22 protein-coding genes are annotated in these 25,613 nt (G+C 62.8%); 9 read left to right on the forward strand and 13 right to left on the reverse strand.

The genetic code is table 11. The features are described from left to right. Positions 1–669: 669 nt before the first annotated feature. Positions 670–2,694 carry an HNH endonuclease signature motif containing protein gene (locus QMK32_RS00955; RefSeq protein WP_283472436.1) on the forward strand — a complete coding sequence of 675 codons (2,025 nt, stop codon included), beginning with the start codon at positions 670–672 and terminating at the stop codon, positions 2,692–2,694. Positions 2,695–2,786: 92 nt separating this feature from the next. Here the strand turns inward: QMK32_RS00955 and QMK32_RS00960 are convergent, their stop codons facing one another. Both QMK32_RS00960 and QMK32_RS00965 read right to left on the reverse strand, forming a co-directional pair. After that, positions 2,787–4,475 (reverse strand): MDR family MFS transporter, encoded by a 1,689-nt coding sequence (locus QMK32_RS00960; RefSeq protein WP_283473135.1) that lies wholly within the window; start codon positions 4,473–4,475, stop codon positions 2,787–2,789. Between the two features lie 190 nt (positions 4,476–4,665). Then, entirely contained in the window at positions 4,666–5,943 is a 1,278-nt protein-coding gene (locus QMK32_RS00965; protein WP_283472438.1) for an MFS transporter, read from the reverse strand. Positions 5,944–5,999: 56 nt separating this feature from the next. On the opposite strand from QMK32_RS00965, the gene aroQ reads away from it, so the two are divergent. The 3 genes from aroQ to QMK32_RS00980 all read left to right on the forward strand — a co-directional run bounded on the left by aroQ (position 6,000) and on the right by QMK32_RS00980 (position 7,878). Next, a complete protein-coding gene (gene aroQ, locus QMK32_RS00970; RefSeq protein ID WP_283472439.1) occupies positions 6,000–6,473 on the forward strand; it encodes a type II 3-dehydroquinate dehydratase in 474 nt (157 codons plus the stop codon). Between the two features lie 83 nt (positions 6,474–6,556). Next, positions 6,557–7,279, forward strand: coding sequence for a DsbA family protein (locus tag QMK32_RS00975; protein WP_283472440.1), 723 nt, complete (start codon positions 6,557–6,559; stop codon positions 7,277–7,279). A gap of 29 nt (positions 7,280–7,308) precedes the next feature. Next, positions 7,309–7,878 carry a vitamin K epoxide reductase family protein gene (locus QMK32_RS00980; protein WP_283472442.1) on the forward strand — a complete coding sequence of 190 codons (570 nt, stop codon included), beginning with the start codon at positions 7,309–7,311 and terminating at the stop codon, positions 7,876–7,878. On the opposite strand, the gene QMK32_RS00985 is transcribed toward QMK32_RS00980, so the two are convergent. Beyond that, positions 7,875–8,240: a RidA family protein gene (locus tag QMK32_RS00985; RefSeq protein ID WP_283472443.1), complete on the reverse strand. Its 366-nt coding sequence runs from the start codon at positions 8,238–8,240 to the stop codon at positions 7,875–7,877. The two genes, QMK32_RS00980 and QMK32_RS00985, sit on opposite strands and share 4 nt — an antisense overlap. Positions 8,241–8,507: 267 nt before the next feature. Between QMK32_RS00985 and QMK32_RS00990 the strand changes: the two genes are divergently transcribed. Together QMK32_RS00990 and QMK32_RS00995 are read left to right on the forward strand one after the other, a co-directional pair. Continuing rightward, positions 8,508–9,926: a C40 family peptidase gene (locus QMK32_RS00990; RefSeq protein ID WP_283472445.1), complete on the forward strand. Its 1,419-nt coding sequence runs from the start codon at positions 8,508–8,510 to the stop codon at positions 9,924–9,926. Positions 9,927–9,982: 56 nt separating this feature from the next. After that, complete coding sequence (locus tag QMK32_RS00995; protein WP_283472447.1) at positions 9,983–10,762, forward strand: acyl-[acyl-carrier-protein] thioesterase; 780 nt, start codon at positions 9,983–9,985, stop codon at positions 10,760–10,762. On the opposite strand, the gene QMK32_RS01000 is transcribed toward QMK32_RS00995, so the two are convergent. The 6 genes from QMK32_RS01000 to QMK32_RS01025 are packed head-to-tail and all read right to left on the reverse strand — an operon-like array spanning position 10,681 to position 16,301. After that, positions 10,681–12,171 carry an AMP-binding protein gene (locus tag QMK32_RS01000; protein ID WP_283472449.1) on the reverse strand — a complete coding sequence of 497 codons (1,491 nt, stop codon included), beginning with the start codon at positions 12,169–12,171 and terminating at the stop codon, positions 10,681–10,683. The genes QMK32_RS00995 and QMK32_RS01000 overlap by 82 nt on opposite strands. Positions 12,172–12,180: 9 nt before the next feature. After that, the gene (locus tag QMK32_RS01005) at positions 12,181–12,783 is read right to left on the reverse strand and encodes an energy-coupling factor transporter transmembrane component T family protein (RefSeq protein WP_283472451.1); all 603 of its coding nucleotides are present in this window, start codon (positions 12,781–12,783) and stop codon (positions 12,181–12,183) included. Beyond that, positions 12,780–13,460: an energy-coupling factor ABC transporter ATP-binding protein gene (locus QMK32_RS01010; protein WP_269305375.1), complete on the reverse strand. Its 681-nt coding sequence runs from the start codon at positions 13,458–13,460 to the stop codon at positions 12,780–12,782. The genes QMK32_RS01005 and QMK32_RS01010 overlap by 4 nt, the downstream gene beginning before the upstream one ends. Next, complete coding sequence (locus QMK32_RS01015; RefSeq protein WP_283472453.1) at positions 13,457–14,584, reverse strand: thiolase family protein; 1,128 nt, start codon at positions 14,582–14,584, stop codon at positions 13,457–13,459. The genes QMK32_RS01010 and QMK32_RS01015 overlap by 4 nt, the downstream gene beginning before the upstream one ends. Continuing rightward, positions 14,581–15,687, reverse strand: a complete 1,107-nt coding sequence (locus QMK32_RS01020) for a class I adenylate-forming enzyme family protein (RefSeq protein WP_283472455.1) — start codon at positions 15,685–15,687, stop codon at positions 14,581–14,583. Before QMK32_RS01020 ends, QMK32_RS01015 begins: the two co-directional genes overlap by 4 nt. Continuing rightward, positions 15,684–16,301: a biotin transporter BioY gene (locus tag QMK32_RS01025; protein WP_502943495.1), complete on the reverse strand. Its 618-nt coding sequence runs from the start codon at positions 16,299–16,301 to the stop codon at positions 15,684–15,686. The genes QMK32_RS01020 and QMK32_RS01025 overlap by 4 nt, the downstream gene beginning before the upstream one ends. 127 nt (positions 16,302–16,428) lie before the next feature. Here QMK32_RS01025 and QMK32_RS01030 point away from each other — a divergent pair, with 127 nt between their 5' ends. Then, a complete protein-coding gene (locus QMK32_RS01030) occupies positions 16,429–16,938 on the forward strand; it encodes a SixA phosphatase family protein (RefSeq protein ID WP_283472456.1) in 510 nt (169 codons plus the stop codon). On the opposite strand, the gene QMK32_RS01035 is transcribed toward QMK32_RS01030, so the two are convergent. Together QMK32_RS01035 and QMK32_RS01040 are read right to left on the reverse strand one after the other, a co-directional pair. Then, positions 16,935–17,138 carry a hypothetical protein gene (locus QMK32_RS01035; RefSeq protein ID WP_084346120.1) on the reverse strand — a complete coding sequence of 68 codons (204 nt, stop codon included), beginning with the start codon at positions 17,136–17,138 and terminating at the stop codon, positions 16,935–16,937. The genes QMK32_RS01030 and QMK32_RS01035 overlap by 4 nt on opposite strands. A gap of 70 nt (positions 17,139–17,208) precedes the next feature. Further along, positions 17,209–18,216: an MsnO8 family LLM class oxidoreductase gene (locus QMK32_RS01040; RefSeq protein ID WP_502943496.1), complete on the reverse strand. Its 1,008-nt coding sequence runs from the start codon at positions 18,214–18,216 to the stop codon at positions 17,209–17,211. A 110-nt stretch (positions 18,217–18,326) separates the two neighbouring features. On the opposite strand from QMK32_RS01040, the gene QMK32_RS01045 reads away from it, so the two are divergent. Next, positions 18,327–18,704 carry a VOC family protein gene (locus QMK32_RS01045; RefSeq protein ID WP_283472458.1) on the forward strand — a complete coding sequence of 126 codons (378 nt, stop codon included), beginning with the start codon at positions 18,327–18,329 and terminating at the stop codon, positions 18,702–18,704. Between the two features lie 5 nt (positions 18,705–18,709). Here QMK32_RS01045 and QMK32_RS01050 read toward each other — a convergent pair whose 3' ends face one another. After that, positions 18,710–19,654, reverse strand: coding sequence for an endonuclease/exonuclease/phosphatase family protein (locus QMK32_RS01050; RefSeq protein WP_283472459.1), 945 nt, complete (start codon positions 19,652–19,654; stop codon positions 18,710–18,712). Positions 19,655–19,886: 232 nt separating this feature from the next. Between QMK32_RS01050 and QMK32_RS01055 the strand changes: the two genes are divergently transcribed. Continuing rightward, the gene (locus tag QMK32_RS01055; protein ID WP_283472460.1) at positions 19,887–21,509 is read left to right on the forward strand and encodes a GMC oxidoreductase; all 1,623 of its coding nucleotides are present in this window, start codon (positions 19,887–19,889) and stop codon (positions 21,507–21,509) included. A gap of 142 nt (positions 21,510–21,651) precedes the next feature. Here QMK32_RS01055 and QMK32_RS01060 read toward each other — a convergent pair whose 3' ends face one another. Then, a complete protein-coding gene (locus tag QMK32_RS01060; protein WP_283472461.1) occupies positions 21,652–25,608 on the reverse strand; it encodes a DNA-directed RNA polymerase subunit beta' in 3,957 nt (1,318 codons plus the stop codon). Positions 25,609–25,613 lie beyond the last annotated feature (5 nt).

Raw genomic sequence — 25,613 nt, forward strand, 5'->3', positions numbered from 1 at the left:
CTTTGTGATGGCCGGGGGTGCGGTTCTTGCGCGAGCGCTCGTTCGCAATCAGTCCGGGCCGCGCGATGCGTCGAGGTTTGGCGGAGGAAGAACGTCGAGGGTGGCCGGAGGAAGAGGAGGGGCTGACAGGAGCCCCGGGGGCCGACCGGAGGGAGAAAGTCGAGACTGGCGGGTGAGAGGCAGGGGCCGGCCGGAGTGAGAGGGGCTTGCCGGAGTGAGTGGGGCTTGCCGGAGTGAGTGGGGCTTGCGACACGATCAGCACCCGCGGCCGATAGAAGCCAGGGCGTGCACAGGCCGCGAGCAGATCGACCACGAGCAAGTGCGGGCCGACAGAAGACCACAGGGTGCGAGCTCAGCACGGGGGCTGAATGAACACACAACAAGAGCGAGCTGGCCGACCGCAGGCCAACAGGCTTCCGGCTGGAATGTCGGCGACATGGCCTAGGCACGCGAGTTTCGTATTCGACTGCACTACAGGCGAATCGGAGAAGAAACCCCTTGACGGGAATCTCAACACTCGATATTGTCGAACATACGTTCTAACGTCGACTTGCCGGGGGGCTTCGATTCATGGGTTCGAGTCGCAGAGGTGCGTTCGCTTCATACGTAGGTCCACAGCCCACGCCGGTCATTGATCGATCAACACTTCAAGGACTGTCTGACACGACCTTGATCGAGAACCAGGCCTGCGCACGTAAAGTTCGGCTTGCAGCGTCGATCTGGGATTCGTGCATTCACCAGAACGTCCAAGTCGGTGACGTGATCATGGATGCGGGGAGCTATGCGGCATCGGAGACAGCGAAGGCGCTGGGATGCTCGAAGGCTGTGGCGGACACTTATGCGGAGATCGGTATGGATCTCCGGCTCCGATTGCCCAGGGTCAGAGCAGCTTTCGACGCCGGCGAGTTGGATCTCGCGCGGGTACGGGCGATCTATCGGAACACCAACCCACTCTCACTCGAAGTTGCCGTCCGCATCGAATCTGAAGTACTCCACGCAGCGCGCCGCCTCTCCCCCGGGCCACTCGCCACCGAAATCTGTGAAATCGTTCAGCGCGTTGCGCCGGAGGAGGCCGCTGCGCTTCGCAAAGATCTCGTCAAGCTCACCCGAGTTCGATACCGCGACAGAGACATGATCGCCACCATTGAGGCGGACCTCGAAGCAGGTGACGCCGCGGCGTGTTGGCAACTGGTCAACGAAATGGCGAACACTCTGTGCCACCGTGATCCGCGTACTCGTGGCCAGCGACTCGCGGCCGCATACGTGGCGCTCATGCATCAAGAGATATTTGTTCCGTGCGCGTGCGAACAGGATGAAGACAATCCGTGCACCGCCCGGCGGGAGTTGCCTGACCGCCGTAGCCCACTGACCACCGTGACGATCGATCTGCCGACGCTTGCAGGACTCGCCGACCTACCCGGATACCTCGCAGGACACGGACTGATCGATGCGGACTATGCCCGAGAACTTGCTGCAAACGGAGACTGGCAGCTACTGCTGACCGAAGCTGCCGACCTCGCAGCCTCACTCGGTCTTATAGACGTGATCCCTGATCAAGATGTCAATGTTCGGTCGGAGCGTGGCGAGGGTGACGGTGTGTCTGACGAGCGGACGGGTACGGGCGAGGGTCGAATTGCAGGTGATGGTACCGAAAGCTGTGGACCCAGCGAGAGTGTCGGGGCAGGCGGGATTGGAGGGTCCAGTAGGAGCGACGGGGCTGTTCAGGGTGACGAGGCCATTCAGGGTGACGAGGCCGTTCGAAACAGAACAGTTCAAAACGTGGAAGGTGAAATTGTCGAACCCGATGATTGCGCAGGCAACGGCGATGGCACTGGCGCTGACACCGATCTCGGTAAGCACACGGTGCTCAATCCGTTGGGTCATGGGCGCCGCAGGCGCGGACTCACCTTTCCAAAGCGTCCGGCAAAGTTGCAGCCATGCACGACACTGCCGAACGCGACTGAGTCCGTTACCGATTACATCGGGTCCTACACGCTGACAGCGCATATCGAAGAAATTGTTGCAGCTGATCCGGCGATTGCTGAGGCTCTGCACCCCGATGGCCACGGCGGATTCCTTGAACCACCCGACGGTGCGCTCACTTATCGCCCGAGTAGCGAACTTGCCAAATGCGTTCGACAACGGGATCGCACCTGCCGCCATCCGGGATGTGATGTTACGGCCGCAGCCTGCGAAATCGACCATGTGGTGCCCTATCGCCACCACGACCCGAAACACGGCGGATGGACGGTACTGACCAATCTGCATTGCCTTTGCCGCTATCACCACATGCTCAAGACGATGGGCGTCTGGGTTCCTGTCATGCTTCCGCGGGGTATCGACTACTGGACCTCGAGTTCCGGATCAACGGCGATCACTCTGCCTGGGGGCACAGTCGGGACGACCGATCTCTCCGACTACCGCCTGATCCCCCACATTCCACGCAAGCGACGCCCCCACTGCAGCCTCAAGCCTGCGAACACGAACAAGACGGACACCGAACTCACCGCACCTGACGAACCGGGCGAACCATTCGCCGATCGCCCGGCCGCGCAATCGGGCCAGCACAGCGGAAGCCAGCGCGACGCAGCGCGCAGCAATAAGACTTCCGCGAGCAGCAGCAGTCCCAACAGTCCGGGGAGTCGCGGAAGTCCCGGGAGGACGGAGGATGCAGATGGCCCTGCGCCGTTCTGAACTGTGAAACAGGAGGTCCCTCGTAACCATCGAAGGTTACGAGGGACCTGAGAGTGTTCCGTGGGATCGATCTTTCCTGAGCGCAGCTTTCGCTATAGATCCCCGCCTGCTCTTGCAGCCTCGACCTTTGCCGTGTCACCCCTGACAGCTTCGTCCTTGGCAGCTTCGTCCTTCGCAGCCTCGTCGCGTTCTTGCTGGGCTGCCGCGAGGCCGGACATCGTCCGCAGCGGCACCTCCTTGACGAAGATGACCAGCACGAATCCGATAACCATCAAGATGGAGACGGCAAGGAAGACATAGTCCATGGCATCGGAGAATCCGACGCGGAATGGTTCTGCCAGCGCACTGTCGAGCTTTTGCATGAAGGAACTGTCGACCAATGCACTACCAGCGATCGACGAGTCCTGCGCAATGATCGCGTCGGCGAAGCCCTTCTCCAGTGGGTCCGCACTCGTCGACGCGGACTGGACGGCTTGCTGGAACTCCGGCGTCGAACTGGCCGCGACCAGCGCGTCAGTGGTCTTCGGCGTGAGCTGTGTGAACAGCATCGACAGGAAGACTGCGACACCGAGCGTCGCACCGATCTGGCGGAAGAAGGTCGCAGCAGCAGTAGACACTCCCATGTCCTTGGGCGGCATCGCATTCTGAATTGCCAATGTCAGCGGCTGCATCATGGAACCGAGACCGATGCCGAACAATGCCATGACCAGCATGGTCTGCCACAGCGGAGTATCTGCGTGCACATAGTGGAAGAGGAACATCGCGATCGCCATCAGCGCTGTGCCAACTACTGGAAAAATCTTGTAGCGGCCAGTTTTCGAGATCATGCGACCCGACACGATCGACGAAATCATGAGGGCCCCCACCATCGGAAGTGTCTGATAGCCGGCGAGTGTCGGCGAAGATCCCTTGACGACCTGCAAATACTGCGGCAGCAACGAAATGCCACCGAACATTGCCGCACCAGCGATGACACTGACCGCGATACACAACGCGAACAGTCGATTACGGAAGAAGCGCATCGGGATCAGGGCCTCGTCGCCCATCTTTATTTCCACGAAAACGAATGCGAGGACACCCACGACACCGATCGCAAAACACGTCAACGCGAGCGGCGAAGTCCAGCCCCACACCCGGCCTTGTTCGGCGATGATGAGCAAAGGGACAAGACCGACCGACAACAGGAGCGCGCCCCACCAGTCGACGCGTGCCTCGCGTCGGAACACCGGAAGGTTCAGCACGCGCCACACGACGACAATCGCGATAATTCCGAGCGGGACGTTGATGTAGAACACCCACCGCCAACCCGTGATGCCGAGAATCGTGGACTGGCCGGCGAGCAGACCGCCGATGACCGGACCGAGCACACTCGAAGTACCGAACACAGCAAGAAAGTAGCCCTGATACTTCGCGCGCTCACGCGGCGGAACGATGTCCCCGATAATGGCGAGCGCCATCGACATCAACCCACCGGCGCCGAGGCCCTGCACCGCCCGGAATGCCGCGAGCTCGTACATCGACGTCGAGATACCGCACAGCATCGAGCCGATGACGAAGATCGAAATCGCCGTCATGAAGAACGGTTTACGGCCGTAGAGGTCGGAGAGCTTTCCGTACAGCGGCGTCGATATCGTCGAGGTGATCAGGTACGCCGTGGTGACCCATGCGAGTACCGAGAATCCGTTGAGGTCGTCGGCGATCGTGCGGACCGACGTCGACACGATCGTCTGATCGAGTGCTGCGAGGAACATGCCCATCATCAGCCCCGACAGGATCGTCATGATCTGCCGGTGCGAGAGTTCGCCGGACGCAGGCTGCGTCACTTCTTGTTCGGTTACCACCGCTTGGTCACACCTTTACGATATGTTTGCTTGCAACACACAAGTAAATTGGGAACACCAGCATGCTCTCGGAAACTCGAGATTGCAATCCGATATTTCAGACACGCAGCCCTGCCACCGCAGCGTCCAATTACGATTTTCGACGCGACTCGACAATCTCCCGGATCGTGCGCGGACGGATCCCTTCCGCTGCCAACTGCCGTCGAGTCTTGCGACGCGTCAGCAAGACTCCGGTGATCGCAACCACCCACACCGGATACTGCGCGAGAAACGCCAACCGGAACCCCTCGAAGGTGTACCCGCCGTTCGCTTGCAGAATCGCCCCGATGGACGCGATCACGAGCAGCGAAGCCAGGAACCCACCGATGTTCACCATTCCCTGGGCAGTGCCCAGATTGGCGCTCGGATTGAACGTGCGGGCGTAGTCGAATCCGATGACCGACCCCGGTCCCCCGACCGAGATCACGACGACGAGCATCACCAGCAACCACAGTGGCGCCGGGCCCGGCAGCGCGAGAACGATCGTCCACATCACAGCATTGCTGATCATGATGGCCAGCACCAGCCACGACCGCCGCATCGGATATCGGCCCGTCAGAAATCCGAGAAGCAAACCGGAGACGACGGCCGAGAACACCGAGATGGACAGCAACACACCTGCGGTCGATGCAGACAGACCCTGTCCCGAAGTCAAGTAGGGAATCCCCCACAACAAGGCGAAAACGGTGATGGAGAACTGCGTCCCCATGTGGCTGAAGAAACCGAGACGAGTGCCCGGGCGGCGCCACACCTGCCCGATCGTGGCGAGAGTCTCGCGCATCGAGGTCGACGGCTCGACGACCTCTGATCCAGGCGGCACATCACGGATCAGCGCCAATGCCAGGACGAACGCAAGGAAACCGAGCGATGCGGCACTGCCGAACGCACACGTCCAGCCCGCCCCGCCGAGCAACATCAAGAACGGCACCGCCGACAGAATCTGACCGGTCTGACCTAGCAAACCGGTCAGCTGCGAAACGATAGGAACCTGGCGCGGAGCGAACCACCGCGGGACGAGCCGCAGCACCGAGATGAATGTCAGCGCGTCGCCCACCCCGACGAGCGCCCGTGCGGCGACCGCCACCGGTAGCGACTCCGTCAGCGCGAGCGTGATCTGCGCGATCGTCATCAGCAGAGCACCGAGCGCGATCATCTTGCGTGAACCGACGCGATCCAGCACCACACCGGCAGGAATCTGCATCGCGGCGTAAACGACGACCTGAAGAACGACGAACGAAGACAGCAGCGACGGGCTGACCGAGAACCGATCGGCCGCGTTCAGGCCCGCCACTCCGAACGCGGTGCGGTGCAGGACGGCGACGATGTACGCGAAGACGCCTACACCCCAGACCAGCCACACAGCTTTCACTAGGACAGTGTGCCAACGACCTGTGAAATGATCTCCTTCAGTAGTACGCGCCCTGAATGAAAGTGAGCAATCACATGGTCGGCGACTCGAGCGCAGCCCGAGGACACATCCTCGTGCTCAACGGACCGAACCTGAACATGCTCGGCACTCGCCAACCCGAGGTGTACGGCCATGACACCCTCGCCGACGTCGTCGCACTGTGCGTGAAGACCGCCGCTGCGCACGGCCGAACCATCCGCGCCGAGCAGTCCAATCACGAGGGACAGCTCATCGACTGGATACACCAAGCACGCGGTACCGCATCGGGAATCGTGATCAATCCCGGCGGTCTGACGCACACCTCCGTGGCATTGCGCGACGCACTCGTCATCCCCGAAGTACCTATCATCGAGGTGCACATCAGCAATGTGCACGCTCGCGAGGACTTCCGTCACCACTCGTTCGTTTCCGCCATCGCCAGCGGCGTCATCGCGGGCCTCGGAGTGGCGGGATACGGATTCGCCGTCGAACGAATCATCAGCCTGACCTGACAGTCGAGTGCTCAGCCTGACCTCAGGTTCACCCGCCTATGATTGTCCCGGACTTCATTGGTCGGGCGAGCAAGGGATCTGCAGTGAGCAACGAGAGCAAGAAGAAAGCACAGGCTGCCGCAGCAGGCATGCAAGGAAAAGACAAGAAGCGACGCACGCTGATCCAGCTTGGAATTGCCGTCGTCCTCGTCGCCTTGATCGCCGCGATCGGATTCTCCATCGCGTCGAAGAACTCCGACTCCGACGCACCTGCTGCAGCCCCCTCGTCGACTCAGGACAACGGGGCGATCAGAATCGGTGATCCAAATGCAGCCGTCGTCGTCAGCGTCGTCGAGGACTTCCAGTGCCCGGCGTGCAAGCAGTTCGAAACGATAAGCGGAGACACCCTCGCCGAACTGGTCGCGGACAACACCATTGCCGTCGACTACCGCCCGATCGCGATCCTCGATCGCATGTCCTCGACCAATTACTCCACGCGCGCCGCGAACGCGAGCCTGTGCGTCGCCGAAGCCGATGTCTCGGCGTGGCCGGTCTGGCACAAGGCGATGTTCGATCAGCAGCCCGCCGAGGGCGCTGCAGGCCTCAGCGACGACGATCTCGTGGCCATCACCACACTGGCGCAGATCGAGAGCCCTGAACTGTCGAGCTGCATCACCGACGGCACCTACACCGACTACGTGACGAGCCAGACCAAGGCCGCGCTCGACGAGGGCATCTCGAGCACACCGACTGTCTCCGTCAACGGAACGGTCGTGTCGAACCCGACTCCGGACGCTCTGCGCGCCGCGATCACCGCTGCACAGTGACAGGAGCGATGTGAGAGGACAGGTGCGGAGTGAGAGCGAGTAGAGCCACCGCCTGGGTCCTCACGATCGGCGGTTTTCTCGGTCTCCTCGGGGCGCTGACCCTGACCATCGAGCGAATCAAGTTGCTCGAAGACAGTGCGTACGTGCCGTCCTGCAATCTCAATCCGGTGCTGTCCTGCGGTTCGGTCATGACGACCGAGCAGGCTGCCTTGTTCGGGTTCCCCAATCCGATCATCGGAATCGTGGCCTTCACCGTGGTGCTGATGACGGGGATTCTGACGTTCGGCCGAATCGAACTGCCGCACTGGTATTGGCTGGGTCTCAGCACCGGCACCGCACTCGGTGTGGTGTTCGTGCACTGGCTGATCTACCAGAGCCTCTACGAGATCCATGCGCTGTGCCCGTACTGCATGGTCGTGTGGGCAGTGACGATACCGATCTTCATCGTCTCGCTGTCCCAACTCGTCGACCGCGAACGCGCAGGCACCGTCACCCGAGCTCTCCTCGAATGGCGCTGGACCATCTTGGCCGTCTGGTACGCAATCGTCATCGCCGCGATCGGAATCGAGTTCTCCGACTACTGGTCGACGCTCGTCTAGAGCACCGCGATCGCATCGATCTCGATCAGCAACTCGTCCATCGCGAGCCTGCTGATTTCGACAACGGTCTGCGCAGGCCTGCTCTCGACGAACAGCTCGCCCAAAATGCCGGTGTACGTGTCCAAGTCACCGAGGTCGGTGAAGTACACGGTCAGTTTGACGACGTTGGCCAAGGTGCCGCCGGCCGCGTCGAGAATGAGCCGAATGTTCTCGAACGCCAGCCGGATCTGAGCTGAGACGTCCCCGATGCCCGCGAACTGTCCGTCGGCGGTGATCGATGTCTGGCCGGACAGATACAGCGTGCGGTCGGCGTTCTCCACGACGACGCACTGCGACAGTAGCTGTGCACCGGGGTCCCACACGGTCTCGGGCGTCAGGACGTATTTGTCGATGATCTTCGCTCCCCTATTCGGAATTTTCGGTAGTGATTTCTCACCGCCAACCTACGCGGAACACCAGCTCGGGACGGTGCGACGTTTGGGTCAGGGGTGATTCTTTTGTCGACAAACACTAGAACGTGTTCTATTTCGCTCCGCAAATCGATTCCACAGTGCATGATGTGTGAGTCACCTCACATGGATGGGTTGACATGGAACGTCGGGGAGAGCTCGAGCACCAGGAGTTGTTACATGGCAGGCGATCCAATCGCAGTCATCGTTGCCGTAATCGTGTCCGCTGCAGGAGCGGTGGCGGCGACAGACCTTCCCCCACAGGTCAAAGACGGCGCCCACAGCGTCGCGGCGGCCGCGGAGGACACCGGTCCAACGTTGCAGAAGCAACTCGATGACCTGCTCGGTACTTTGCCCACGCCGGCAGCAGATGTCGCGGGCACTGCCCTCGACAACGCAGCGACGGCCGTCGAAGATGCAGCCGAACCGATGTTGCCCCCGAAACCAGCAGAACCCCCCCAGCCGGAAACTGCACCCGCCGCCGACGTTCCGGCGTCTGTTGCCGCCGTGATGTCGACGACAAGCGATACGACCACTACACCAAGCGCCTTTGCGCCCTCGGTGTTTCCCACCAACGCAGGATCGGTCCAGTTCGGCGGATTGACGTACTCGCTCGGGCAGATCACCAACCAGACCGCATTCATGCCTGCAGCCGAAGCACTCAGGCGAGCGCTGTTCCCCGGTCTACCTGCGACGTTCACCGGGGTCTCGCTGTCACCGATAGGCGCGATCACCGCGTTCGTTCCCTGGCTGACCCGCGCAGGATCGATCTGTGGCGGAGTCAAAGCACCGACGATCGCCGCATTGTACGCAGCGGAGAACGGATTCCGGCACGGACCGACCTCACCGGTATCGGTGTCCGGTGCCCGCGGGCCCGGCCAGTTCATGCCCGCCACCTGGCGCACCTACGGCAAAGATGCCGACGGCGACGGCGTAGCCGACATCAACGGCATCGCCGACTCGGTCATGGCGTCCGGAAACCTGCTCTGCGACATCAACAGTCAAGTCGAGAAGTGGAAGTCGGCCGGATTGGTCAAGGGCGACAGTCTCGACCTGACCATCGCCGGATACAACGCAGGTGCAGGCGCGGTCCTCAGATCCGGCGGAATGCCGTCGGGAACACCCGATTACGAAAATCAAACGAAGCCGTACGTGGCCAAGATTCGCGCGACGGAAATGCAGTTCGCTGCAATCCTGACGCCGTTCGCCGGCATCGATATTTCCGGTATCGGTGGACGAGCAGTGCAGCTCGCAATGGACTACCTCGGCCTGCCGTACGTGTGGGGCGGCGGCAACATCAACGGGCCTTCCGGTGGTGGGTTCGACTGCTCGGGGTTGACGTCCTACGCGGTGTTCAAGGCCTCCGGTGGCACGGTGACACTCCCCCGGACCTCCGAGACCCAATGGGGCGTCGGCACCGAGATTCCGATGTCAATGGCTCAGCCCGGGGATCTACTGTTCGGGAACTGGCAATCCGGTGGGCCGGGGCACGTGGCCATCTACATGGGCAACGGTCAGATGGTCCACGCCCCCACCACCGGTGACGTCGTCCGCGTCGGTCCGGTCTTCGACGGAATGAAGGCTCGTCGAGTTCTCTGACCCGCACCGGGTAGGTTCGGTTCGAGCACGAACCCACCGGTAACAAGGAGCGACACGTGGACAATGCCGGAACCGTAGAGCCAGCGGGCTTCGACGACGCCCTGGCACCACTACCTGCCGAAGGCGAAGGGTTCGAAACCGATTGGCCGATACGTACCGGTGATGTCGCCCCAGCCGGCCGCTTGCGCTTCGACGGGATCGCGCGCTACCTGCAGGACATCGGGTCGGACAATCTTGCAGCGACACCTCTCGGTCTCACCGATCCTTTCTGGATCGTTCGACGTACGGTCATCGACGTCCACGAACCCGTACAGTTTCCCGACCACATTCATCTGCGGCGCTGGTGTTCGTCGATGTCCACTCGTTGGTCCAACATGCGGGTCTCGATGTCGACCGGCAAGGGCGGTTCCATCGAAACCGAGGGCTTCTGGATAAGCATCAGCGCGAAGACCGGTATGCCGACACGGATCAGCGACGATGCCCTCGACATGCTTGCACGCACCACCGATCAGCATCGACTCAAATGGAAGGCATGGCTCACCGAGCCGGTGCCGCCCGAGTCGGACACCGATATCAAGTTTCCATTGCGTGCCACCGACATCGACTCGTTCGATCACGTCAACAATGCGGCATACTGGCATGCCGTCGAGGAGTTCCTGGTCGATTACCCGGATCTCGTCGCCGGACCGCACCGGGCCGTCATCGAGTACCTGTACCCGGTTCTCGGCAAAGAACAAGTCGGTATCCGGCACCGCTACGAAAGTGGTTCGCTGACAGTCTGGTTCGTCGTCGACGGCGCAGTCCGGACGGTCGCGAAAATTGCCCCGATCTCCTGACGATCGACCTTTCCCCGCGGCGTCCGCGGCAACTGTTCGAGCGTCAGAATCTGTACCGGAACACTAGGGCTCGGTAGCTCTCGACGCAGATGCCGCCAGATCTCGGCGGTGGACGGCGGGTTCGCCCCTTCCACGATCACCACCGCGGGGACTTCCCCCATACGAACGTCCGGGACTCCGACGCACACTGCCTCCACAATGCCAGGAATCGCGGTGAGCGCGGACTCGATGGGAGCCAACTCCACATTCAGACCCGCCCGAATCAGAATGTCGGTGTCCCTGCCGAGTAACGTCAACTGCCTGCTCCCGAGACTGCCCGTGCGGCCCTCGAGACTTTGACAGCGCTCCAGATTTTCACCGCCGTCCAGATTTTCACCGCTTCCGAGTCTTCCCCGGTCCCCCACGGTCATCCATCCGTCGACGGGGCCGCCGGCCACACCGTCCTCGGTGAGGTAGCCGTCGAACAGCATGTCACTGCGCACATGCACGATCGAGTCCCTGATCTCGACGTCGACGCCGTCGAACAATGTCCCCGGCCCCGGGTCGATGCCGCGGTCGAAGGAGACGAAACTCAACTCCGACGCTCCGTAGAAGTGCACGATCGAGGCATTCGGGAGTGCCTCCTGCAGCGCCGATCTGCCGGAGGACGGCCAACGCGCTGCGCTGGAGAGCACTTCGCGCACGCTCGGCACCGGTCCGATCCCGGACCGGACCACATCCCAGGCAATAGTCGGAACCGAATACAGGTGGGTCGCGCCGCTGGGAAGCGAACTGTTCACGGGCCGGAGGTCGACGATCGCGCCTCGGGTGAGTCCGTGCAGCGCACCGTAGAGGAAGTGCGTGTGATCGAGCACCCCCGGCGTCGCCACGCGGTCGCCCGCGCGGATGTCGAACGTCGAATCGGAACGGTCGAGGGTTCGGGCCCAGGAGCGTTGATCACGGACGAACAGTTTGGGTTCCCCCGTGGTGCCCGAGGTGATTCCGATGAGAAGTTCACTGTCTTCGTCGGCAGCGCACTGTGCCCGAACACCCGTCACCTGGATGCTGTCGACAGAAGTCGGGGACGCGGCGCCCATCCTCCGCAACCGCGCGTGCTGATTCGGTGCTGCCAGAACAACATCGGGTTGCGTCAGAGACAGCACGCGGGCGAACTGCTCGGGCAGCAAGTGACGATGCAGAAGTACCACACCAATTCCCGACGCCATCGCCGCTGTCACGGCTACGAGCGACCCGATGTCCGACGTCGGCAGCACGGCCACTCTTCGCATTCCCGACATGCCTGCCGCCGTGGCAGTGACCAGCTCACCCAACTCGCCGTACGTCACTGCGCTTCGCCGGTCGACGACGGCAAGAGAGGAAGGCTTGTCGCGGATATGCCGCGCGATCCGATCGGTCAGCAGTTCGCTCACTGGAGAACCTCAGTCATCGTCGACACCCCTCGCGACAAGGGCATCGCCCATCGCGTCCGCGGTTCGCAGCGCACGGACCAGCACGGGCGTCACGAGTGCGGTCATGGACCATTGCAGGCCTCGCGCTTTCCGTGCCTCGGCGACCTCGTGCACGATCGTCGCGAGAATAGGTATGCATCTGATCGCCAGGGCGAGCATGAGGCCGATCCGGTCGGGGTCGACGCCGAATCTGCGCAGCGGCCCCAGAGCACGGGTGACTGTGTCGAGCATGTCGGTCACGCGTGTGGTGAGCGTGACCAGCGCGGCCAATGCCACCGAGATCAGCAGAACGCCGCACACCACGACAGCACGAGCGGGAGAGGTGATTATCACTTGAAAGACGCCGATGATCAGCAGCATCCAGATGATCGGGCGTAGTTGGGCGAGAGCAACTTTCACAGGTATACGAGCGAGAAGGAACAGTGCCACGACCAGCGCAGCGACGATCCCGACCTGAATCGGTGTTCGGACCACGACGGTAGCGGTCACGATCGAGGTGATGAGCAGGAGCAGCTTCACCCCCGCAGGCAATCGATGCAGGAACGACGTCCCCGGCCGATACAGGCCGATCATTCGACGAGTTCCCGATAAGCCGGAACCGCATCTTTCGGGGCGCCGTCGAACGCGACGAGCCCGTCGTCGATGACGATGACGCGCTCGAAGCTGTCCAGCAGCGCTAGATGATGCGTCACGACGATCACTTGCTGATCCATCGAATCGAGTGCCTCGGCGACGACGCGGGCATTGCGCAGATCGAGGAGCGTCGTCGGCTCGTCGGCAATGACGACCTCGGGGCGCCGGATGAGGACGGCTCCGATCGCCAGGAGCTGCTTCTGCCCGCCGGACAACAGATGGGACGGATGCTCTGCGTGGTGGTCGAGGCGGAATCGCACCAGGATCTCGTGCACACGTTCGGCGATCTCGGCCTTGCTCAGTCCCGAACGGCGCAGCGAGAACGCGAGATCCTCCGAGACTGTAGGCATGACGATCTGCGTATCGGGATCGGTGAAGACGAAGCCGACCTTCTTACGGACCTGCGCGCCCTTCTTGGATGCGTCCACACCGTCGACGGTCACGGTCCCCGACGTCGGCGCCAACAAACCGTTGATCATCCGAGCCAGTGTGGACTTACCCGAACCGTTGGAACCGATGATCCCCACACGCCGCTCACTGAACCGAAGGTCGATGCCGCGCAACACCTCACGATCACCGAACGCATGCTTGACACCCTCGAACACCACTTCACTCACCATGCACGCTCCACAATCATCGCAATCCCTTGTCCGCCGCCGATGGCGCACGCAGCCAACCCCAACTGGGGGCCACCGTCAGCCAGCATCTGAGAGGCCAAGCGCACCAACAGGATCGCGCCCGAAGCCCCCCACGGGTGACCCATCGCAATGGCTCCACCCTGCGGGCACAGCAGGTTTTCGTCGAGCCCCAGTTCGTCCGACACCGCGAGTACCACCGCCGCGAAAGCCTCGGTGATCTCCACAACTCCCACATCGGACAGGGCGACGCCCGTTCGACGCAACACCTTCTCGATAGCGGGAACCGGCCCGAGGCCGGGCAATGCCGGATCCGAGCCGGCAACGGCCGCGCCCAGAACACGCAGCGCTGGAAGGCCTTTGGCGCGCGATTCGGTGGTGATCGCGAGCGCCGCTGCGCCGTCGGAGATTCCGCACGAGTTGCCGGCCGTACCGGTACCCGACGGCGAGAAACTCGGTCGAAGCCGCGCCAGCCGTTCGACGGTCATATTCGCTCTGATGCGTTGATCTCGCTCGATCCCGGCGATCGGCACGATCTCGGACGTGAAATTCGATTCGGCGGCAAGCCGGTGTGACCGTGCGGCATACGCGTCCAGGCGAACACGGTCGATACCTCGACGTTGTGCAAGATCGTCGGCAGCGACGCCCATGTCCGGGTCATCGAAGTCGCCGGGTGCAAAGGGCGCACGGGTGTAGCGAACTGGTTCCGCCCCTGCCTGCGGTGGCCAGAATCGCCACGGTGCGGTACTCGCCGACTCGACTCCGCCCGCAAGGATCAAGCTCTCGTCCCCGCTGCGCACCCGCATCGCGGCCTGCATCACCGCGTCGAGCCCCGAACCGCACTGCCGATCGACCGTCACCCCCGGCACCTCGACGCCAAGTCCGGCGCTCAGTGCAGCAATACGGGCCGGATCGCCACCGGGCCCCAGACAATTGCCGAGAACCACGTCGTCCACTGCGTCCTCGCACCCCGATTCACGCAACGACGCCAACACCGCCCGCAGCACCGGAGCAGCGAGGTCGGTCGTCGCCAGATCGGCAAATCCGTGACCGGCTGTACCGATCGGGGTCCGCCACGGAGCGACGAGAACTGGAGCGGAGGTCATGAGATCGAGTCTGTCACCCTCGCACGGGCGATCTTGCCGCTACCGGTGCGCGGTAGAGCCGGGACGACTATCCAGCGCCTGGGCACGGCCTCACGGAACAAGCGTCCACGAGCCTCGGCCTTGACGGAATCCACATCCGCCCCGTCGTGAAGCTCCACAACGGCAGTCACCGTCGCACCGAGCACCGAATGCGGCGTTCCGACGACAGCCGAAGCCCGGACACCATCGATCGAATCCAACACCAGCTCGACGTCCTCCGCGATCACCGTAGTTCCGCCCACGTTGACCGCGGCATCACCGCGTCCGCGCACGACGAGCTGCCGATTCGGCCCGAGCTCGGCAAGGTCTCCGACGCCGAACCACTCCGGACCTCCGAGGACCCGATACGGCGAGCGCACGAACAGAAGCCCCTCGCGAACCTCCGCTTCGAGGCCCGCCAGCAAAGTCAACGGTTCCGGCACCCGACGCGCAGCGACCAGGGACAGCTCTGCGGCACCGTAGTACTCGACGAGGTCGATGCCGTGTGCGCGTTCCTGTGCTCCCGCATCCAGGGCCGTACCTGCCACGACGGCGAGGCGGAGCGCCGGTGCTCGATCGAGAAGATCGCGAAGGACCGCAGGGACAGCATGGGCCACGGTCGCACTCGTGCGGTCGTCCGTGACACAGGCACCGATCCACAGAGCATGAACGGACGCGAACAAGTGCATCGTGGCGTGCAAAGGTCCGGTGACCAATACTCGATCAGCAGCGGTGATGCCGGTGATCGAAGAGAACTCGGCGAAGCTGTCGGTCCACGACGCAGCAGTGCGAGCCAATGCACGCGGCCTGCCGGTCGAACCCGACGTCGCGACGAGCAGGAAAGCGTCGGGATCCACGTCCCCCCGGACCGGCCTGGCGGCCGGGTTCTCCACTCGCACAGCTGCACCCTGACGCGCTGCGGCGAACACACAGATCAGGGCATCTGCAAGATCCAACTCCGACGCGTCGTGCATACGGGACTCGGGCCATCGGTCGACGGCGGCGTCGAACTGTTGGTAGTCGAGGGCTCGCCCGTTCCAGTCGATCGCGAGCCGTGACCCGCGCCCGCCCAGGAACAGACTCACGAACGAATCAAACCGGGATACGCTCGGTGCACGCTTTTGGCGACGACGGCGCCGATGACGACCTTGACCAGGTCACCAGGGATGAATGCGAAGTTGGTGGAGATCGCGCCCCACACGCCGATGTCGGTGCGCAGCAACAGGCCGATCGTGCCGAAAATGTAGATGATCACGATTGCGCCAAGGGCATTGATCGCCAAACCGAGCGCTATCGGATATTTCGGAAGGATGCGAGCCGTCAGCAGGCCGATGACGAACGCCGCCGGGATCCACCCGATGAGATATCCGGCGCTGGGGCCCGCGAGTGCTGTCAGGCCGGTGCGGCCACCGGACAGCAGAGGCAGCCCGATGAGGGTCAGTGCGATGAACACCACGACGGCGGCCGTGCCTTTGCGGGCACCGAGGATCGCGCCGGCGAGAATGACGCCGAGGGTTTGGAGCGTGATGGGCACGCCACTGAAACCCACCGTGATTGCGCCGGGGAGTCCCAGGGCGGCCAGCAGCGCGGCGAAGACGGCTATCTGCGCCATGTCCCGTGCCGAAATCCTTACCTTGGAACCGGACGCTGCTTCGGAACTGGACGCTGCCGAGCTCTGTGCACCTTCGAGACCTGCCATGACGACTCCTTGTGAGCGCAAACTTGAACGGCGTTCAAGATAGCAGGTGCGCACCCTGCGGTCTGCATCGCGACCTCCACCGCCCCAGCATATGGAAGTGCTGGCCCCGGCCCGATACGGTGGATCGATGGCCGAACTGCGCACCCTCGTACTCATGCGACACGGTAAATCCGGCTACCCGGAAGGGACGCCGGATCACGATCGCCCCCTCGCGGAACGCGGCCGGCGCGAAGCAGCACTCGCAGGCCGTTGGATCGCCGAGAACGTCGGCAACATCGACGCCGTCATATGCTCCACTGCCACTCGCACCCGCGAAACCTTGATCGCGACCGGTATCGAAGCGCCGGTGCGATTCGAACAACGGATCTACGGCGGCTCTCCCGAAGAAATTTTCGAGGAGGCCACACTGACCGAACCCGCCACTTCGACGCTGCTCATCGTTGGACACGCCCCCGGAATTCCCTGGACTGCACTGGAACTGGCGTCGGAAAACGAGTCTTCGGCAATCGATGCCATCACCATGAAGTTCCCGACGTCAGCCATCGCCGTACTGACCATCACCGCATCATGGGCAGAACTGGGGCCGGGTATGGGCTCGCTCACGCAGTTCCATGTCCCCCGGGAAACGTCGGACTAACTGCGCAACTTGGCGACGACCAGGCCCACGACGCCGATCGCCAGTAGTAGAACCACAGCGGTTCCGAATCCGGCGAGCCACCATACGAGACCGAAAACGACCAGGGCAGGCGCCGCTGCGATCACCGCGATAAGCGGGTTCTCACGCACTGTTTCGAGCGCGGATTGTGCATGAACTCTGTCCAGCTTCTTGCCTGCCATGACGACCTCTCCGGTAACTGATTCGTCTCTTTCATCACTGTACTGCGCAACGACCGCACGCGGCGATGGCTCAGCGCGACAGCGAAGGAGCAAACAGCTGCCGCAATTCGGCGTCGGCGACTGCCAGCGCGGTTCGGTCGTACGTCGACGTCGACGCCAGAATCTCGTCGGCGTCGGTGCGCTCGACCAACTCCTCGAGCCGAAGGCCAACCTCGTGAGCCGTGCCGTGCACCGACGAGTCGATCGACCGTTCCACCCGCTCCCTCGTTCGAGTGGGCGCTGCGTCGAAATCGATTTCTCGGGTCGGAACGAGCGGTGGAAACTCTCCGGTGGTCCGCGATCGAGCCATAGCCCAGGCCTCGGGCAGCATCAACTCGCGAGCAAGGGCTGCCGAGTCCGCGATCATGACGTCGAGCGAGACGATGACGCGGGGGTTCGGCGTGAGCTCGGTGGGACGGAACTGACGTCGATAGGCTGCGATCTCGGCACCGTCGCCCCAGAGAATCGGGCCGCCGACCACCACGGGCAATCCCGCTTTCGCTGCTATCGCCAACCCCTTCCCTGTTGCCAGGACGTACATCGGCAGGGCAGGCACCGCAGGCCTTGCCGTCACCGGGCCCGTCCCGTCGAGAAATCCCGAGAGTTCGGCGAGATCGTCGGCGAACGTCTCCGCTTCATCACGACCGGTTCGGAGCGCGCGGCGGACAGGTTCGGTGAAGCCGAGCGAGCGTCCGAGACCCACGTCCACACGCCCCGGATAGAGAGCGGCGAGCATCGCGAACTGCTCGGCGACGACGAACGGCTGATGGTTCGGCAACATGACACCACCGGAACCGAGCCGGATCCGCGAGGTGTGGGCACCGATTGCCGCAAGCAACACCGGCGGGGCGCCACTGGCAATACCGGGAACCCCGTGATGCTCTGCCACCCAGAACCGATGGTAATCAAGCTGTTCGGCGTGGACAGCCCGCTCGATCGAACCGGCCAAAGCGGAAGCGTCGTCGAAACCTGTCCTCGTGCGGGAGCGATCGAGTATGGACAGAAGCACACCAGCGTCAACAGTCGATCGGTCGTGCATATTTCTCCGGCCAGCAGTGTTCACCTAACGAAAATTCGGATCGCGGACCGAAACTGTCCGCAATACTTGGCAGGCTTGCTGTCACCACAACGAAAGGGAGCGAACGAAACATGGACATCAAACTCGAACTCGTCATGATCCCGGTGAGCGACGTAGACCGAGCCAAGGACTTCTACGTCAAAATCGGGTTCAACGCAGACCACGACGAGCGGCCCATGGACGGGATCCGCTACGTCCAACTGACCCCGCCCGGATCCGCCTGCTCCATCGCCATCGGCGAAGGCATCACCACCGCGGCACCGGGAAGCGTCGAGGGCATGCAGGTCGTCGTCGTCAGCGCCGAACAGGCGCGCAAGCACCTCATCGCAGCAGGCCTCGACGTCGACCCCGTCGTCGACTTGGGATGGGGCAAGTTCGTGTTCTTCGCCGATCCCGACGGAAACAAATGGGCCGTCCAAGAACTCCCGGACTACGCCCCCAAAGACTGACCGCCTCAGGGCTCGCGTAGCAGCAAGTCTGCGCGGATGCCGCGGTGATCGGAGCCAGGAAGCTCGACGACTCCCACATCGATCACGGCGGCGTCGCTGACGAGAATATGGTCGATCGCTATCAACGGCGGGTACCACGCGTCGGCAGAATACGTAGCCAAGTGACCAGCGCCGACCTCCATCGCGGCGTCACGGTAACGATCGCTCAGCAAGTCTCGGTACCGCTTGTGGTCGAACGTCGCATTGAAATCCCCCGACACCACCACCGGGCCCTCGTCTAGCGGGATCTTGTCCATCAACTGCCTGAGCGCGGCAAGTTCGCGCACCCACGCCGATGGGTGCCGTGGCCACGGCGGCACCGGGTGCACCGCAAACACCAGCGGCCACGGACCATCAGGCACCTGCACACGCGCTGACAGCAATTCGGTGATGTAGCCATCGTGCCGAGTCTCGTCACCGATTGGATACCGCGAATAGATGCCGGTTCCGTTTCCACCCGACGCCGCGCTGACGAACGTGTACGGAAGGCGTTCGAGAATCCCCGCCGCAACGAGCCCCTCGTGCGCCGAACGAGTCAACTCGACCACGGTCAGCACATCGGGCGCGTGAGCATCCACTGCAGCCACAACAGCACCCGGATCAGCCTCACCGAGCAGGATGTTGGCACTCATCACACCGAACGGCGTGCCCTGAACGCTGCGCTTACGAAGCCGCGCCCGAACCAGAGGGAACTGAGTCGAGACCGCAACTGCGACAACCAAAGAACCTGCTACGACGCCCCACCACCCGGCACCCACACCGAGAAGAACAGCACCCGGAACGGCCGCCACCATGAGAAGTCGCGCAAGCGCGGCCGCAACGAGCATGAACTGACCCGTCGAATCCACAAGATGCGCGGCAATGCCCAGCAACGCCACCGCAACGAATACGGCCCCCAGAACGATGATCATTCGCGCCAGTGTCCCAGTTACACCTGTGCAAGAGCTGGCAAAACCTGGTCACCCGGGGGCTGCGTCTGACAAACCCGGTCACTCCGCAAGCTCCGCTCCTGACAAACCCGGTCACTCCGCAAGCTCCGCTCCTGGGAAATCTCACGTAATCCGAAAGACCAGTCGCTTTTCTGCTGCGCAATGAGGAACAATGGCCGACGAGCCGCGATCGACGTCAGGGGACAGAACACACGTGAAACGCAGGCAACTTCTTCAACTGGCAGCAGCAGGTCTGCTTGGACTTACCGCACCTCCACTTCTTTCCGGAACACGAGCACACGCGATCCCGATCGGCGTCGGCTCCATCCGGTCACTCGTCCCAGAAATTTTCGCCGAACCGCCACGACCGCCGGAGCACTCGTCGGTCATCGTCATCGGTTCCGGCTTCGGTGCCAGCGCGGCCGCGTTGCGCCTCGCGCGGGCCGGTAGTCAGGTCACCGTCCTCGAACGCGGTCTGCGCTGGCCGCGAGACCCATGGCGCGAGATCTTCACCGCCGACATGACCGCCGACGGCCGTGGCCTGTGGCGACAAGATTCGTTCACCAACATCACCGGCCTACCGGTCGGGCCCGTGGACCTGTTCGGCGGCGTCCTCGACACCACGCGTTTCGAGAACCTCTCCGTCTGGCGCGGTGCCGCTGTCGGCGGAGGATCCATCGTCTACACCGGCGTCACGATCGCCCCGGAACGCCGATTCTTCGACCTCTCCTTCGGCGGACGGCTCAGCTACGACGACATGGCCGGAACCTGGTACCCCAAGGCCCGATCGATGCTGATGCCGTCGCAGATGCCCGACGACATCTACAACAGCCCAAATTTCGCGCACTCTCGAACCTGGGACGACCACGCCCGACGCGCCGGCTACCAACCCGAACGAATCGACGGCAACTGGAACTGGAACGTCCTGCGCGACGAAATGACCGGACGGTCCCGTCCTTCCGCAACCGTCGGAGCAAGCACCTTCGGAAACTCGAACGGCGCCAAGCACGACCTGACCCAGAACTACATCCCCCAGGCCGAGAACACCGGACGAGCAACCGTTTGCCACAGCCACGAAGTCGCCTCGATCGGCAGTGAATCCGGTGGCCGCTACCGCGTCGAGGTGCGACGCCTAGACCCCGAAGGCAACGTTCTCGAAACTCGGACGCTCACGTGCGACAAACTCGTCCTCGGAGCCGGATCCATCGGCACCACAGAGCTTCTCGTGCGCGCGCAAGCCACCGGCACCTTGGGCAATCTGAACGAGTTCGTCGGTCGCGGCTGGGGCACCAACGGCGACGCCTCGATGACGCGATCGCTCGGACCTGCTGCCGGCGTACCGCAGGGCGCACCGTGCGCATCCCGAATCGTCGACGACTCCGGACTCCCCCTCACCGTCGAGAACTGGTATGTCCCCGGTGTACCCATCGATCTCGGCTTCATCGGCTCGCTCGGCATGACGATCGACCCACTCCGGGCCGATTTCCATTACAACGCCGCCACCGACGGGATGACACTGAACTGGCCGAAGGGCGGCAGCCGTGACACCGTCGAAGCACTTCGCGCAGTACAGAACAAGATGGCTCAGGCCGGCGGCACCGTGGTCTCCGCGGAGCCGTTCACTCGCGACGTCGACGACACCTTCACCGCCCACCCACTCGGTGGTGCAGTACTGGGCGACGCCACCGACTCGTACGGACGCGTCAAAGGGCACGACGGACTCTACGTCGTCGACGGCGCCCTGATCCCCGGAAGTACGGGCGCAGCCAACCCATCGCTCACCATCACCGCCCTGGCCGAACGGAACATCGCGAAAGTGATTGCCGACGGGCGGTAGCCCGGTTCGAGCTCGGCCACACCCGCGCACGAATCAAGCCCCGCCACCCGACCGAAGTCGGAGTGCGGGGCTTGATTCGTTACCGCACGAAAAAGCCCCGCCACCCGACCGAAGTCGGAGTGCGGGGCTTTTGCGTTATTGGCTAGCGGTACTCGTTGGAGAAGCCGTAGTCGTCGAGCGGCACTGCTGCGCCGGTGTTGGCTCCGAAGCCATCCGGGCTGTAGTACTGATCGTCGTACGACGGCACCGCGTATGCTGCGGCACGCGCCTCTTCGGTCGGCTGCACCTGGATGTTCCGGTACCGGTTGATGCCGGTACCAGCCGGGATGAGCTTTCCGATGATGACGTTCTCCTTCAGACCTATGAGCTTGTCGCTACGGCAGTTGATAGCCGCATCGGTAAGCACACGAGTGGTCTCCTGGAAGGACGCTGCAGACAGCCACGAATCGGTTGCCAGCGAGGCCTTGGTGATACCCATCAGGACCGGACGACCGGCTGCGGGCTCGCCACCTTCGGACACGACGCGACGGTTCGACGCCTCGAATTCGCTGCGCTCGGTAAGTGAACCGGGCAGGAATTCGGTGGAGCCGGAGTCGATGATCGTGACACGACGGAGCATCTGGCGCACGATCGTCTCGATGTGCTTGTCGTGAATCGACACACCCTGCGACCGATACACCTCCTGGACCTCGTTGACCAGGTGGATCTGAACCTGGCGAGGACCCATCACGCGCAGAACCTCGTGGGGATCGGCAGCACCTTCCATGAGCTGCTGGCCGACCTCGACGTGGTCACCGTCCGACAGGAGTCGCTCGGTACCGTCGTCGTGCTTGAAGGCACGCAGACGCTGACGCTTGGAGAGCTTGTCGTAGACAACCTCCTCACCGCCGTCGTCCGGAACAATGGTGATCTTGTAGAAACGATCGCCGTCCTCGAGCTGGATTCGACCCGACACGTCCGCGATCGGAGCCTTGCCCTTCGGCACCCGTGCCTCGAACAGCTCCTGAACGCGAGGCAGACCACCGGTGATGTCATCTCCGGCGACACCACCCTGGTGGAAGGTACGCATGGTCAGCTGAGTACCGGGCTCACCGATCGACTGTGCGGCGACGATACCGACAGCCTCACCGATGTCGACCAACTTGCCGGTGGCCATCGAACGGCCGTAGCACGTGGCGCAGACGCCGGTACCGGTGGTGCAGGTCAGGACCGAACGAACCTTGACCGACGTGACGCCCGCTTCGAGCAACGCGTCGATGGCCGGATCGCCGAGGTCGTGTCCACGAGAGACGATGACCGTGCCGTTCGCGTCGACAGCATCGCTCGCCAAGGTGCGGGCGTACGTGCTGGTCTCGACGTGAGCGTCGCGGATCATCGTGCCATCGGCGAGCTTCTCGGCGATGATCGTGTTGATGCCACGCTCGGTGCCACAGTCGGTTTCCCGAACGATGACATCCTGCGAGACGTCGACGAGACGACGGGTCAGGTAGCCCGAGTCGGCGGTACGAAGTGCCGTATCCGCCAGACCCTTACGAGCACCGTGCGTGTTGATGAAGTACTCGAGGACCGTCAGGCCTTCCTTGAAGGAAGACTTGATCGGACGCGGGATGAACTCACCCTTCGGGTTGGTCACCAGGCCCTTCATGCCGGCGAGCGACCGCACCTGAGTCATGTTTCCGGCTGCGCCGGACTTCACGATCATCGGGATGGGGTTGTCGTCGGGGAAGTGCGCCTCCATGGCCTTACCGACCTGCTCGGTCGCGTCCTGCCAGATCTTGACCAAGGCAGAGTTGCGCTCGATCTTGTCGAGTGCGCCTCGCTGGTACTTCTTCTCGATCTGATCGGCCTGCGCCTCGAAGGTCTCCATGATCGCCGGCTTCTCCGGCGGCACGAGGACGTCGGAGATGGAGATCGTGACACCCGAACGCGTGGCCCAGTAGAAGCCAGTGTCCTTCAGCTTGTCCACGGTCTGCGCAACGACGATCATCGGGTAACGCTCGGCGAGATCGTTGATGATCGTCGCCTGACGCTTCTTCGGCATCTGCTCGTTGACGAACGGGTAGTCCGCCGGGAGCAGCTCGTTGAAGAGAACGCGTCCCAATGTCGTTTCCGCGATCCAAGACTCTCCACGACGCCAACCGTCGGGGAAACGCTCGGTCTCGATGTCGCGCGGCGGACGCTGCAGCGTCAACCGAACCTTGATCTGCGACTGCACGGTGAGCGAACCGCGGTCGACCGCCATCTGGGCCTCGGCCGGGCTGGAGTACGCACCGAACTCGGCATGGTCCGTCTTGGCGTCGGCACGTTCACCGATGGCACCGTCGTCGAGACGAGTCAGGTGGAACAGACCCGTGACCATGTCCAGACGCGGCATGGCGAGCGGACGACCCGACGCAGGCGAGAGGATGTTGTTCGAGGACAGCATCAAGATGCGTGCCTCGGCCTGAGCCTCTGCGGACAGCGGCAGGTGGACAGCCATCTGGTCACCGTCGAAGTCGGCGTTGAACGCCTCACACACGAGCGGGTGCAGCTGGATTGCCTTGCCCTCGACGAGCTGTGGCTCGAACGCCTGGATGCCCAACCTGTGCAGGGTAGGTGCACGGTTCAGCAGTACCGGGTGCTCGGCAATGACCTCTTCGAGGACATCCCATACCTGCGGGCGCTGACGCTCGACCATGCGCTTGGCTGACTTGATGTTCTGCGCGTGGTTCAGATCCACCAGACGCTTCATCACGAACGGCTTGAACAGCTCGAGTGCCATCAGCTTCGGCAGACCACACTGGTGCAGCTTGAGCTGAGGACCGACGACGATCACGGAACGACCCGAGTAGTCGACGCGCTTACCGAGAAGGTTCTGACGGAAGCGACCCTGCTTGCCCTTGAGCAAGTCGGAAAGCGACTTGAGCGGACGGTTACCCGGTCCGGTGACCGGACGTCCACGACGGCCGTTGTCGAACAGTGCGTCGACCGACTCCTGCAGCATCCGCTTCTCGTTGTTGACGATGATCTCGGGAGCACCGAGATCGATCAGACGCTTGAGGCGGTTGTTGCGGTTGATGACACGGCGGTACAGGTCGTTGAGGTCGGACGTTGCGAAACGTCCACCGTCGAGCTGAACCATCGGGCGAAGCTCCGGTGGGATGACCGGAACAGCGTCGAGAACCATGCCCATCGGCGAGTTGCGGTTGTTCTGGAAGGCCGCGACGACCTTCAGACGCTTGAGCGCGCGAAGCTTCTTCTGGCCCTTGCCGCTACGAATGGTTTCGCGCAGCGACTCTGCCTCGGCATCGATGTCGAAGGTCTGCATGAGCTTCTGGATCGACTCGGCACCCATGGCGCCGGTGAAGTACTCGCCGTACCTGTCGATGAGTTCGCGGTAGATGAGCTCGTCGACGATGAGCTGCTTCGGGGTCAGCTTCGTGAACGTAGTCCAGATCTCTTCCAGACGATCCAGCTCGCGCTGCGAACGGTCGCGCAGCTGACGCATTTCGCGCTCGCCGCCGTCCTTCACCTTGCGACGTACGTCCGACTTGGCACCCTCGGCTTCGAGCTCGGCGATGTCGGCCTCGAGCTTCTGCGCACGAGCTTCGAGGTCGGCGTCACGCTGATCAGCGACCGACTTCTTCTCGACCTCCATCTCGGCCTCGAGAGTCGACAGCTCGTTGTGACGGAGCTCGTCGTCGACCGTCGTGATGACGTAGGCAGCGAAGTAGATGATCTTTTCGAGATCCTTCGGAGCCAGGTCGAGCAGGTAGCCCAGACGTGACGGGACACCCTTGAAGTACCAGATGTGCGTGACGGGAGCAGCCAGTTCGATGTGACCCATGCGCTCACGACGCACCTTGGCGCGAGTGACCTCGACGCCACAACGCTCACAGATGATGCCCTTGAACCGGACACGCTTGTACTTACCGCAGTAGCACTCCCAGTCCCGAGTGGGGCCGAAGATCTTCTCGCAGAAGAGGCCGTCCTTCTCGGGCTTGAGCGTGCGGTAGTTGATGGTCTCCGGCTTTTTGACCTCACCGTAGGACCACTGACGGATGTCGTCCGCAGTGGCGAGGCCAATGCGAAGTTCATCGAAGAAGTTGACGTCGAGCACGTAAC

This window comes from Rhodococcus sp. H29-C3 (assembly GCF_030063405.1).
Lineage (GTDB): Bacteria > Actinomycetota > Actinomycetes > Mycobacteriales > Mycobacteriaceae > Rhodococcoides.